Source organism: Rhodococcus koreensis (genome assembly GCF_017068375.1).
Classification (GTDB): domain Bacteria; phylum Actinomycetota; class Actinomycetes; order Mycobacteriales; family Mycobacteriaceae; genus Rhodococcus_F; species Rhodococcus_F koreensis.
The window spans coordinates 5564355-5576124 of record NZ_CP070609.1 but is presented as its reverse complement, the minus strand read 5'-3'; the positions used below and the strand labels follow the sequence as shown (position 1 = coordinate 5576124).

11 protein-coding genes are annotated in these 11770 nt (G+C 68.2%); 8 read left to right on the top strand and 3 right to left on the bottom strand.

The window, feature by feature from the left end; translation table 11 throughout:
• Positions 1-159: 159 nt before the first annotated feature.
• From JWS14_RS25610 to hutG, 4 genes are read left to right on the top strand one after another with little or no spacing between them, the layout of a single operon-like run.
• Entirely contained in the window at positions 160-1596 is a 1437-nt protein-coding gene (locus JWS14_RS25610; protein WP_095863202.1) for a purine-cytosine permease family protein, read from the top strand.
• Between the two features lie 59 nt (positions 1597-1655).
• Positions 1656-3332: a urocanate hydratase gene (gene hutU / locus JWS14_RS25605; RefSeq protein ID WP_072938868.1), complete on the top strand. Its 1677-nt coding sequence runs from the start codon at positions 1656-1658 to the stop codon at positions 3330-3332.
• 47 nt (positions 3333-3379) lie between these two features.
• The gene (gene hutI, locus JWS14_RS25600) at positions 3380-4603 is read left to right on the top strand and encodes an imidazolonepropionase (protein ID WP_124390169.1); all 1224 of its coding nucleotides are present in this window, start codon (positions 3380-3382) and stop codon (positions 4601-4603) included.
• Positions 4600-5562, top strand: a complete 963-nt coding sequence (hutG, locus tag JWS14_RS25595; protein ID WP_072938871.1) for a formimidoylglutamase — start codon at positions 4600-4602, stop codon at positions 5560-5562. The genes hutI and hutG overlap by 4 nt, the downstream gene beginning before the upstream one ends.
• Positions 5563-5583: 21 nt before the next feature.
• Here hutG and JWS14_RS25590 read toward each other — a convergent pair whose 3' ends face one another.
• Complete coding sequence (locus JWS14_RS25590; protein WP_206014707.1) at positions 5584-6417, bottom strand: alpha/beta fold hydrolase; 834 nt, start codon at positions 6415-6417, stop codon at positions 5584-5586.
• A gap of 230 nt (positions 6418-6647) precedes the next feature.
• Here JWS14_RS25590 and cspE point away from each other — a divergent pair, with 230 nt between their 5' ends.
• On the top strand, positions 6648-6851 hold the full coding sequence (cspE, locus tag JWS14_RS25585) for a transcription antiterminator/RNA stability regulator CspE (protein WP_005244612.1): 204 nt from the start codon (positions 6648-6650) through the stop codon (positions 6849-6851).
• A gap of 333 nt (positions 6852-7184) precedes the next feature.
• On the opposite strand, the gene JWS14_RS25580 is transcribed toward cspE, so the two are convergent.
• The gene (locus JWS14_RS25580) at positions 7185-7547 is read right to left on the bottom strand and encodes a type II toxin-antitoxin system HicB family antitoxin (RefSeq protein ID WP_095863199.1); all 363 of its coding nucleotides are present in this window, start codon (positions 7545-7547) and stop codon (positions 7185-7187) included.
• Positions 7548-7838: 291 nt separating this feature from the next.
• Between JWS14_RS25580 and JWS14_RS25575 the strand changes: the two genes are divergently transcribed.
• From JWS14_RS25575 to JWS14_RS25565, 3 genes are read left to right on the top strand one after another with little or no spacing between them, the layout of a single operon-like run.
• Positions 7839-8990 carry an acyl-CoA dehydrogenase family protein gene (locus JWS14_RS25575; RefSeq protein WP_206014706.1) on the top strand — a complete coding sequence of 384 codons (1152 nt, stop codon included), beginning with the start codon at positions 7839-7841 and terminating at the stop codon, positions 8988-8990.
• Positions 8991-9001: 11 nt separating this feature from the next.
• Complete coding sequence (locus JWS14_RS25570) at positions 9002-10150, top strand: CaiB/BaiF CoA transferase family protein (RefSeq protein WP_206014705.1); 1149 nt, start codon at positions 9002-9004, stop codon at positions 10148-10150.
• Between the two features lie 37 nt (positions 10151-10187).
• Positions 10188-10850 (top strand): IclR family transcriptional regulator, encoded by a 663-nt coding sequence (locus JWS14_RS25565; protein ID WP_206014704.1) that lies wholly within the window; start codon positions 10188-10190, stop codon positions 10848-10850.
• A gap of 7 nt (positions 10851-10857) precedes the next feature.
• Here JWS14_RS25565 and JWS14_RS25560 read toward each other — a convergent pair whose 3' ends face one another.
• Positions 10858-11748, bottom strand: coding sequence for a LysR family transcriptional regulator (locus JWS14_RS25560; RefSeq protein WP_072938885.1), 891 nt, complete (start codon positions 11746-11748; stop codon positions 10858-10860).
• Between the last annotated feature and the right edge of the window lie 22 nt (positions 11749-11770).

Genomic DNA, 11770 nt, shown 5'->3' with positions numbered 1-11770 from the left:
CTGGGTCCTTGGAGAACGCTTGACAGGGGGTTGTCTATACAGGACTATACATCTAAGGCGATAAAAAACGTGAGTCAGAGCACACTGGATTCAGGACATGGGACAGAGCACCCGGGACCGACCAGAAGCTGCCGGACTCGTCACAGAGAGAACAGGCCTATGACACACGAGGGACCTCCCGAGATCAGCCTCGCGCCGGAGCGTCGCACCATCGACGTCGTTCCGGACGACGAGCGCCACGGATCTCCGCGCAGCCAGTTCACGCTCTGGTTCGGCGCCAACATGCAGATCACCGCGATCGTGGACGGCGCCCTGGCAGTCGTCTTCGGCGCGGACGCGCTGTGGGCAATCGTGGGCCTGCTGATCGGCAACGTCTTCGGCGGTGCCGTCATGGCGTTGCACTCCGCTCAGGGACCGCGCCTCGGCCTGCCGCAGATGATCTCGAGCCGGGCCCAGTTCGGCGTCCTCGGCGCCGTGCTCCCGCTCGTCCTGGTCGTCCTGATGTATCTTGGCTTCGCCGCGACCGGCAGCGTCCTCGCCGGTCAGGCCGTGAACGAGATCCTCCACATCGACAACGCCACCGTCGGCATCCTCATCTTCGGCGCGATGACCGCGTTCGTGGCGGTGACCGGGTACAAGCTCATCCACGTGGTCGGCAAGGTCGCGACCGTCGTCGGCATCATCGGCTTCACCTACCTGCTGATCCGCTTGTTCGCCGAGTACGACGTGGCCGCGTTCGTCGGGATCAAGGGCTTCGACATCGTCACGTTCCTCCTCGCGATCTCGCTCGGAGCCGGCTGGCAGTTGACGTTCGGACCGTACGTCGCGGACTACTCCCGCTACCTGCCGCGCTCGACGAGCGAGCGGAAGACCTTCTGGTCGACGTTCGCGGGCAGCGTGATCGGCTCGCAGTGGTCGATGACGCTGGGCGCGCTCGTCGCCGCCGTCGCCGGCGACGCGTTCCTCAGCGACCAGGTCGGCTTCATCGGCGAACTCGCCGGACCCGCCGTCATCGCCCTGATGATCTACCTGGTGATCCTGGTCGGGAAGCTCACCGTCAACTGCCTCAACGCGTACGGCGGATTCATGTCGATCCTCACCACCGTGACCGCGTTCAACGGGCAGTCGCGCATCTCGTCCCGGGCCCGCACCCTGTACATCATCGGGTTCGTCGCGGTGTCGATGCTGATCGCGATCGGTGCCAGCGCCGACTTCCTCAACAACTTCAAGAACTTCGTCCTCGTGCTGCTGATGGTCTTCACGCCCTGGAGCGCCATCAACCTGATCGACTACTACCTCATCTCCAAGGAGCGCGTGGACATCCCGGCCCTGTACGACCCGGCGGGCCGCTACGGCCGCTGGAACAAGACCGCGATGAGCTGCTACGCCATCGGCGTCGTCGCGCAGATCCCGTTCCTCGCGCAGAAGCTCTACACCGGCCCGGTGACGGACATGCTGGGCGGCGCGGACATCTCCTGGATCGTCGGCATCGTCTTCACCGCCGCGATCTACTACCCGCTCGCACGGCGCAGCAGCAACCCGCCCCCGGCCATGATCTACCCGGAACACACCGCCATGGCTGACACACGACAGTGAATCACGCTGACCCCCAAACTCTTCCACCTCTCTCGTTCGACCATCAAGGAGTACACGACATGACCACCACGACGCCTCCGGTTTCCGGACCCCGCCACGTGTCGGCGCCCCGCGGCACCGAACTGACGACCCTCGGCTGGCAGCAAGAAGGCGCCCTGCGCATGCTGATGAACAACCTCGACCCCGAGGTCGCCGAGCACCCCGACTCGCTCGTCGTCTACGGCGGCACCGGCAAGGCCGCGCGCAGCTGGGAAGCGTTCGACGCGATGGTCCGCACGCTGAAGACCCTGAAGTCGGACGAGACGATGCTGGTGCAGTCCGGCAAGCCGGTCGGTGTGTTCCGCACCAGCGAGTGGGCGCCCCGCGTCCTGCTCGCGAACTCGAACCTGGTGGGCGACTGGGCCAACTGGGAGGAGTTCCGCAAGCTCGACGCCCTCGGACTGATCATGTACGGGCAGATGACGGCCGGGTCGTGGATCTACATCGGCACGCAGGGCATCCTGCAGGGCACGTACGAGACGTTCGGCGCGGTCGGCCGGAAGCGCTTCGGCGGCTCGCTCGCCGGCACCATCACCCTGACCGCGGGCCTCGGCGGCATGGGCGGCGCCCAGCCCCTCGCCGTGACGATGAACGACGGCGTCGCGATCTGCGTCGACTGCGACGTCACCCGCATCGACCGCCGGATCGCGCACAAGTACCTCGACACCAAGGCCACCGACATCCACGACGCCCTGCGTCTGGCGATCGAGGCCCGCGACGCGAAGCGTCCGCTGTCCATCGGGCTCGAGGGCAACGCCGCCGAGATCTTCCCCGAACTGCTGGCCATGAACGCCCCCATCGACATCGTCACCGACCAGACGTCGGCACACGACCCGCTGTCGTACCTGCCGCTCGGCATCGACTTCGCCGACATGAAAGCGATGGCCGACAAGGACCCGGTGAAGTTCACCGAGGACTCCCGCGCGTCGATGGCCCGCCACGTCGCCGCGATGGTCGGCTTCCTCGACAAGGGCGCCGAGGTGTTCGACTACGGCAACTCCATCCGTGACGAGGCCCGCAAGGCCGGCTACAACCGCGCGTTCGACTTCCCCGGATTCGTGCCGGCCTACATCCGTCCGCTGTTCGAGGAGGGCCTCGGCCCGTTCCGCTGGGCCGCGCTGTCGGGCGACCCGAAGGACATCGAGGCCACCGACAAGGCGATCCTCGAACTGTTCCCCGAGAACGAGCACCTCAAGCGCTGGATCACGATGGCAGGCGAAAAGGTGGCGTTCGAGGGTCTGCCGGCCCGGATCTGCTGGCTCGGCTACGGCGAACGGCACAAGGCCGGCCTGAAGTTCAACGAGATGGTGGCGTCCGGTGAGCTGTCGGCGCCCGTCGCCATCGGTCGCGATCACCTCGATTCCGGATCCGTCGCGTCGCCGTACCGTGAGACCGAGTCGATGCTCGACGGCTCCGACGCGATCGCCGACTGGCCGCTGCTCAACGCGCTCGTCAACACCGCGTCGGGCGCGTCGTGGGTGTCCATCCACCAGGGCGGCGGGGTCGGCATGGGCCGGTCCATCCACGCCGGTCAGGTGTGCATCGCGGACGGCACCGACCTGGCCGCGGAGAAGTTGGAGCGGGTCCTGACCAACGACCCCGGCATGGGCGTCATCCGGCACGTCGACGCCGGCTACGACCACGCCGCCGACGTCGCCCGCGAGCGCGGCGTCCGCGTGCCGATGTCCGAGGGATGACCATCCGCCCGAGCGACCGAATCTTCGAACCACTGGAAGGAACAGCAGTGACAGCGAACACCTCCCGCTCCACAGCGCTGACCGGCATCGGCACCCTGGTGACCAACGACCCGACAGTGGGGGAAGGTCCGCTCGGGCTGATCCGCGACGCCGCCGTCGTCTTCGACGGCGGCGTGGTGGCCTGGGTCGGCAGCACCGATGCGGCGCCCGCCGCGGACGTCGGGCACGACCTCGACGGCCGGGCGGTGCTGCCGGGCTTCGTCGAAAGCCACTCGCACCTGGTGTTCGGCGGGGAACGCGCGGAGGAATTCGCCGCCCGCATGGCCGGGCAGCCGTACGCGGCGGGTGGCATCCGCAACACGATCGAGGCGACGCGGAACGCCACCGACGAAGAACTGCAGGCGAACACGCGGCGACTGCTGGACGAGTCGCTGCGGTCGGGCAGCACCACGGTGGAGTGCAAGACCGGCTACGGGCAGACGGTCGCGCACGAACTGCGCAGCACGCGGATTGCGGCGTCCCTCACCGACGAGGTGACGCTGCTCGCCGCTCACGTTCCGCCGCCGGAGTACGCGGGCCGCGCCGACGACTACGTCGCCATGGTGTGCTCGGAGATGATCGATGCCTGTGCACCGCAGGCGAAATGGATCGACGTGTTCTGCGAGACCGGCGCGTTCGACCGCGATCAGGCGCACGCCGTGCTCACCGCCGGAATGGCGAAGGGACTGATCCCCCGCGTCCACGGCAACCAGCTCCGCGAGGGGCCCGGAGTCCAGCTCGCCGTCGAACTCGGCGCCGCGTCCGTCGACCACGTCTGCTACACCACGCAGGCCGACATCGACGCGCTGGCGCAGAGTTCGACGGTGGCGACCCTCCTGCCCGGCGCGGATTTCTCGACCCGCAACAAGTACCCCGACGCCCGGGCCCTGCTCGACGCCGGGGTCACGGTCGCGCTGGGCGCGGACTGCAACCCCGGCACCAGCTACACCACCAGCCTGCCGTTCTGCATCGCGATCGCGGTGCGGGACATGCACATGACCCCGGACGAAGCGATCTGGGCGGCGACGGCGGGCGGCGCCCGCGCGCTGCAACGTGCCGACGTCGGGGTCCTGCGTCCCGGAGCGCGGGCCGATGCCCTCGCCCTCGACGCGCCGTCGTACCTGCACCTGGCCTACCGGCCCGGCGTCCCCCTGGTCAGCGATGTGTGGCGGGGCGGCGAACTCGCCTGGTCCGCGCACGTCGGTCACGAGAAAGCGAGGGCATTGCGATGATGGAGAACCTGTTGATACCGCCACCCCCTTGGGTCGGCAGGATGGACGGCACGTCGAGTCACCACCTCCGCTGGCACCAGGCGGTGACCCCGCTCCGGGACGGCGCCGAGCCGGGCGCCTGCGTGTTCATCGGATTCTCCAGCGACGAGGGCGTGGAACGGAACAAGGGTCGCCGCGGGGCGTCCCGCGGTCCGGACGCGCTGCGGAGCGCGCTGTCGTCGATGGCCCTCGCCGAGCCGCTCCGCGCGTATGACGCCGGCACCGTCGCGGTCACCGACAATCGCCTCGAAGCCGGGCAGGAGGCGCTGGGCGCGGTGGTTGCCGCGACGCTCGACGCCGGCCAGTTCCCGGTGGTCCTCGGCGGCGGCCACGAGGTGGCGTTCGGGACGTACCTCGGTCTGGCGCAGGCGGCGGTCCGGACCCCGCGCAAACGGGTCGGGATCCTGAACCTGGACGCGCACTTCGACCTGCGGTCCGATCCGGTGCCGAGTTCGGGCACACCGTTCCGGCAGATCCTCGAACGGGAACACGCGGCGGGCACCACCCTGCAATACTCCGTGCTCGGCATCAGCCAGCCCAGCAACACCACCGCGCTGTTCGACACCGCACGCGGGTACGACGTCCGGTACCTCCTGGACGACGAGTGCTCGGTCTCCGACCGGCACCGGGTGGCCGTGTTCGTCAGCGAGTTCCTGTCGGACGTCGATCTCGTCTACCTCACCATCGACCTCGACGTCCTCCCCGCCGCGGTCGCGCCGGGAGTGAGCGCTCCCGCAGCGTACGGGGTGCCCGCGGAGACGATTCAATTCGTGTGCGACGCGGTCGCCGCCAGCGGAAAGCTCGCGGTTGTCGATGTCGCCGAGCTCAATCCGTCGTTCGACATCGACAACCGCACCGCCCGCACCGCCGCCCGGTTCATCCACCGGATCGCCACGAAACGCATTCCGATCGTGGGCTGAGATCGCCCGGGGAGCCTGCGCTCAGCCCTCCCGCAGCACTGAGCGCAGGCGGGTGACGAACGCGGCCGGGTCGTGGGCGAAGCCGATGTGATCACCCGGGAACAGTGTGGGCTCGACGCCCAGTTCGGCGGCGAGCGCCCGCGACGTCCGGTCGCAGAGTTGACCTCCCGACTCCTCGCCGATCCCGACCACGACGCGGGCGGACGCCGAGCGCAGCGCGGCGACGTCCGGGCACCAGCGGGTGGTCGGGCGCAGCATGTGCGCGTGCTGGAAGTACTCGTCGGCCTCGGTCTGCTCGTCCCGCTCGCCCCCGACCATCTGCTGGAACACCTCCTCGGGCAGGTGGATGTTCGCCAGGTCCAGGAACTTCCTCCACGCCCCTGCGACGTCCCCGCCGAGGTGGGCGTCGATGATCTCGTCGGTCTTCACGCGCAGTTGCTCGCGGTCGTCGAGCAGTTCGTCCAGCGGCGGCTCGTGAGCCACCACGGTGTGCACCAGCTCGGGATGCGCCTGCACGAGCGCGAGCGCGCTGACGGCGCCGCCGCTGGAACCGAACACCACGGCGGGGCCTGCGTCGAGGTGCATCAGCAACCGGGCCAGGTCGTCGGCGCGCATCTCCGGGGTGGAATCGCGGTCGCGGTCGTCGACCGGGCTGCGGCGGATGCCCCGCGGGTCCGTCGTGAGCACGGTGTATCCGGCGGCCAGCAGATCGGCCGCGGGCGCGAAGGAGTCGGCGTCCATCGGGGCGCCGACGAGCACCACGACGGGACCCGAGCCCCGTACCTCGTAGTACAGCCTGGCACCGGGAACGTCGAGGGTCCGGGCGTGGGTGGTGGCGGTCGATGCGGAATTCATCGAGTTCTCCTCGTTGCAGGTGATCATCGGTCGCAGGTAGGACCGCCCCCGACGGGCAGAATCATCGGTTCGGTGGGGGAAATTTCTCGCCCATGACCTCCCCGGAGCCCAGGATCCGGAGGATTCGTGGGCCTACCACTGGAAGCACGCGCGGCTAGATGACAGGATGAGATTTACGCGAACGGGATCTCGATGTGAGATCCCGGGCGGCAACTCAGGGAGTGAACGGTATGGCGCAGGGTGTTGTGAAGTGGTTCAACAGCGAGAAGGGCTTCGGATTCATCGCGCCGGACGACGGTAGCGCGGACGTGTTCGTTCACTACTCCGAGATCTCGGGCAGCGGCTACAAGTCGCTGGAGGAGAACCAGCGGGTGGAGTTCGAGGTCGGACAGGGCCAGAAGGGCCCGCAGGCCCAGAACGTGCGGGCCGTCTGACCGACGCCCCGATGACACTGTGACGACGAGGTCGCACCCGCGCGGTGCGGCCTCGTTGTCGTAGCAGGCCCCGGGACAGCTATCTCGAGAGGCCGAAACTTCCCACCTGGCTGCCGCCCACGTAGACGGCCCCGGTGTAACTCCCGTCGGCGTTGGGGGAGATCCTGTCGGTCAGGAACCCCGGACCGCCTTCTCGTCGAACTGGGCCGCCGGCTGCTCCCGTGTCGCGTCCGGGTCCGCGCCCAGATGCCCCCACCGAATCCACGGCTTGAGTGAAAATTCCTGCAGTGCAGAACTGTTGAAGTTCTATGACTTTGCCACGGCGACCTCTCTTCAGGCGGCGCCGACGGCTGTCGACTGGGGCACAGCAGGAGCTGTGATCTTCTGGTTGATCAGCATGTTGAGCGACACGCCCTGCTCTTCCGCCTCGATCGCCAGGCTCCGGTGTACCTGCGGCGAGGTTCGCACCATGAACTTGCCGCTGTAGGGACGATCAGCGATCGGCACTGGTGGTTGCTCGCCGGTCACCGCCATGTCCTCGAGGACGTCGCGGACGACACCGATGACACCGTCGAGTGCCTCGGCCTGCGTTTCCGCCAGCCATGACAACGATGGGAATTCGGCGACGGCCCCGACGAACTCGCCGTCGTCTTCCGACCAGGTCACCCGATAGGTGTAGTGCGTTGCGTCAGCCATTGTCAGCCTCCTTCGTAAGCCTGCCGTAGGCGATGACGACTTGGCCGACCCGATAGGACTCGCCCTCATCCTCGCGACCAGCTTCGCCTGCTTCGACAGGCCAAGGTGATATCACCCGCGATACTACTTCATCGAGATGAACCCGAAGAAGGACAGCCGGCAGCATTCGCGGTCGCCGATCGCATCGGCATCCCCTGGACAAATTCGGCGTACTCCTTCATAGTCGGTATGCCACCAAGTGGCATTGCTATTTCACTAGATGGCAATTTCGATCTTCCGACAGGAGTTCCCGTGACCGATCAGCTGCTCGATGCCGCCGAGTTCCGCGGCGCAGTGCGCGCCTTCGCCAACCGTGAGATCCACCCCGGCGCGGCCTTCCGGGACGAGACGCGGGAGTTCCCGGCGGAACTGGTGAAGCGACTGGGCGAACAGGACCTCATGGGGATCTCGGTGCCCGAGGAATTCGGCGGACTGGGCATGTCCACCAAGACGCAGCTGATCGCCATCGAGGAGGTGGCCCGCACCGATGCCGCCCTCGCCTCGATCTACACCGCGCACTACCTGGGGCTCGAGCCGATCCTCGTCGGCGGCACCGAGGAGCAGAAGCGCCGGTGGCTGCCCCGCCTCGCGTCCGGCGAACTGCTCGCCGGGTTCGCCCTCACCGAACCGGACGCCGGCTCCGACATAGCGTCGATGCGCACGACGGCGCGGCGCGAGGACGACGGGTGGCACCTGTCGGGGTCGAAGACGTACATCTCCAACGCCAAGGAGGCCGACCTGGTCGTCCTCTTCGCCAAGACCGATCCGTCCGCCGGCTTCCGCGGCATCACCGCGTTCGTCCTGCCCCAGGGCACTCCCGGCGTGAGTTACTCGGAGCCGCAGGACAAGCTGGGCATCCGATCGGCGCCCACCTACACCGTGTACCTCGACGACGTGGTGCTGCCCCACGACGCGGTGGTGGGAACGGAGGGGCGCGGCGGCAACATCGCACTCACCGCCCTCAACCGCGCCCGCATCGACGTGGCCGCGATGGCGAACGGAATCGCGCTGCGTGCTTGGGAACTGGGCCGGTCCTACGCGGCCGAGCGCAAACAGTTCGGACACCCCATCGCCGAATTCCAGGCGATCCAGTTGCTGCTGGGTGCATGCGACGCACAACTCGTCGCATCCCGGGTCACCGCGGACTGGGCAGCGGACGTGAAGGACGCCGGAGCCGACCTGCGCCGCGCCGCGTCGGTGTCGAAGTACGTGGCGACGGAGGCCTGCTTCTCGATCGTCGACCAGACCGTGCAGATTCACGGCGGCGCCGGGTTCATGCGCGAATCCGAGATCGAACGCCTCTACCGCGACTGCCGGATCCTCCGGATCTTCGAGGGCACCTCGCAGATCCAGCTGCTCACCATCGCCGCCAACGCGCCGTCGCCGCGCTCGACCGAATTCTGAGAAGGGCCGTCATGCCTACCCTGCCTCCCCTCGACGGCATCCGCGTCGTCGATCTCTCCCGTGTTCTGGCCGGGCCGTACTGCACGGCGCTGCTCGCGGACGCCGGCGCCGACGTCGTCAAGATCGAGCCCGCCGCCGGCGAGGACTCGCGGCACCTGGGCCCGTTCCGCGACGGCGAGAGCATCTATTTCAACGTGCTGAACCGCGGAAAGCGCTCACTGGCACTCAATCTCAAGGACGAAGCGGATCGCACCGTCCTGCTCGATCTCCTCGACACGGCGGACGTCCTCGTCGAGAACTTCCGGCCCGGCGTGACCACAAGGCTCGGCATCGACTACGACACCGTCCACGCCCGCAACCCCCGGCTCGTGTACGCGTCCATCTCCGGTTTCGGGCAGGACGGGCCGCTCGCGGGTGCGGCCGCGTACGACCTCGTCGTGCAGGCGATGTCGGGGATCATGAGCATCACCGGTTCCCCCGAATCCGGGCCGACCCGGCTCGGCGAGTCGTTCGGCGACCTCGTCGCGGGTCTGTTCGCGGCGTGGGGCATCAGCTCCGCCCTGGTCGGCACCCGGGAATCGGGTGTGGGGCAACACCTCGACGTCGCCATGTTCGACAGCATGCTGGCCATGCTCCCCACCGCGCACAGCCAGTTGCAGGCATCCGGGGTCGCGCCGGCAGGCGTGGGAAATCGCCATCCCGTGTCCACCCCGTTCGACACGTACCGGGCGTCGGACGGCCTGTTCGTCCTCGCCGTCGCCAGCCAGTCCGGGTTCGAGAAGCTCGCGCACACCATGGATCGCGCAGACCTTCTCGGCGACAACCGGTTCGCCGACGACACCTCCCGCACCGATCACGAACCCGCCCTGCGCACCGAGATCGAGATCTGGGCGAAGGACAAGACGGTCGCCGAGGTGGTCGCGATCCTCGGCGCGGCCGGACTGGCGAGCTCCGAGATCTGGAACGTCGAACAGGCGTTGTCGTCCGAGCAGAGCAGGCACCGGGGACTCGTCGAATCGTTCGAGCATCCGGTCGCGGGAACCATCGACTACGTCCGGCAGCCGGTCGTGTTCGGCGACAGCGCACGCCCCGGGGTCCGCCGCAGCCCGCTGCTCGACGAACACCGGCAGCCCCTGCTGTCCGAGATCTCCTCACGGTAGATTCACGCCGACACCCGCGACCGTCAGGAGAGAACCCATGGCCCCCGGAGATGTGACCCGCAGCGCGAGCCGCACCTTCGAGCTGCTCGGCGCGATCACCGAGCAGGGCGGCCTGACGCTCGGCGACGCCGCGAAGGCCGCCGGCCTCGCCACGAGTACCGCGCTGCGCCTGATCCGCAGCATGGAGCAGAGCGAGTTCCTGGTCCGCGGCGACGACAACGTGTACCGGGCCGGGCCGCGACTTCTCCAGATCGGCGCCCGGGCGATCAGCGACAACCAGCTGCTGTCCCGGGCCCGGCCCGCGATGGTCGCGATCGCGGAGGGAACCCGCGAATCCACGTACCTGTCGACCCACGGCCCGAAGGGCACCGCCCTGTATCTCGCGCAGATCGAGGGCACCCACGCGATCCGGCACATGGGTTGGGTGGGGCAGACGGTGCCGCTCGTGGGCACGGCCGTCGGCGCCGCGCTGCGGGGCGACCTGCAGGGCGAGGGATACGCGATCGCCCACGACACCATCGAGGACCAGTCGACGGGTGTGGCGGCCCCGATCTACGACGCGGTCGGGCGGATCGTGGGTGCGCTCAGCGTCATCGGGCCGTCGTTCCGCCTCGACGACGCGCTGTGCGCGCAGCACGGTCTCGTCCTGGTCGAACATTGCCGTGCGCTGTCGGCGGAACTGGGCTCCCCCACCGAGTGAGCAACGGTCAGCTGTCCATGCTGGTCCGGACGAACTCGCGGAACGTGAGGACCATCGGTTCGCGGGCCCGCCCGCGCCGGTAGATCAGCGAGAACGGCGCCTGATAACCGAACGACGCCGGCAGGATCGGGCGCAGCCGGTTCCGGTCCACCCAGTACTCCGCGTAGTGCTCGGGCAGGTAGCCGATGTAGGCGCCGGACAGCACGAGGATGAGTTGCGCCTCCATGTTCTCCACCGTCGCCGAGGGTTGCGGGAATCCCTGGCGGGCGAGTTCCTGCTCGGACCAGTAGCCCCGGGTCACCATCCTCTGTTGCGTGATGACCTCGGGCGGCACCCGCTTCCTGCCGAACAGCGGATGCTTGTCGCTGCAGTACAGCCAGTGCTGTTCCCGGTGCAGCGCCTGGGAGACGAGGCCGTTCATCGGTGAGGCGAACGCGCCGACCGCGACGTCGATCCGGTCGTCGAGCACCCCGACCTGCAGCTCGTGCGGGGTCTGGATCTTCAGGTCGAGGTAGACGGCGGGATGGTCCTTGCTGAACACGCCGATCACGTCGGCGAGCGGCAGGGTGGCGTCGGTGACGGTGGAATCGAGAACCCCGATGGTGAGGGTGCCCCGGAGTTCTCCCTGCAGCGCGGCGCCGTAGCGTTCGAAGCCTTCGAGCTCCCCGAGGATGCGGAGGCATTCCTTGTGGTAGAGCTCGCCCTTGCTGGTCAGACCGAATCCGCCGCGGCCGCGGTGGCACAGCACGATGCCGAGGTGGCGTTCGAGCTGACTCATGTACGTGCTGATCGCCGACGCGGACAGACCGAGTTCTTGCTGCGCGGGTGCGAACCCCTGGTGCCGGACGACGGCCGCGAAGATCTGGAGGAGCTTCAGATCGGGCAGCGAGCTGCGCATCGTGCTCCTCCGGGAGGGTCGA

What these genes read in the sequence shown, in the direction of transcription:
- JWS14_RS25580 (WP_095863199.1), bottom strand. Translation starts at nt 7,547, where the DNA reads ATGGCTGACGCAACGCACTACACCTATCGGGTGACCTGGTCGGAAGAC.
- JWS14_RS25560 (WP_072938885.1), bottom strand. Translation starts at nt 11,748, where the DNA reads ATGCGCAGCTCGCTGCCCGATCTGAAGCTCCTCCAGATCTTCGCGGCC.
- hutG (WP_072938871.1), top strand. Translation starts at nt 4,600, where the DNA reads ATGATGGAGAACCTGTTGATACCGCCACCCCCTTGGGTCGGCAGGATG.
- JWS14_RS25565 (WP_206014704.1), top strand. Translation starts at nt 10,188, where the DNA reads ATGGCCCCCGGAGATGTGACCCGCAGCGCGAGCCGCACCTTCGAGCTG.
- cspE (WP_005244612.1), top strand. Translation starts at nt 6,648, where the DNA reads ATGGCGCAGGGTGTTGTGAAGTGGTTCAACAGCGAGAAGGGCTTCGGA.
- JWS14_RS25590 (WP_206014707.1), bottom strand. Translation starts at nt 6,417, where the DNA reads ATGAATTCCGCATCGACCGCCACCACCCACGCCCGGACCCTCGACGTT.
- hutU (WP_072938868.1), top strand. Translation starts at nt 1,656, where the DNA reads ATGACCACCACGACGCCTCCGGTTTCCGGACCCCGCCACGTGTCGGCG.
- JWS14_RS25610 (WP_095863202.1), top strand. Translation starts at nt 160, where the DNA reads ATGACACACGAGGGACCTCCCGAGATCAGCCTCGCGCCGGAGCGTCGC.
- JWS14_RS25570 (WP_206014705.1), top strand. Translation starts at nt 9,002, where the DNA reads ATGCCTACCCTGCCTCCCCTCGACGGCATCCGCGTCGTCGATCTCTCC.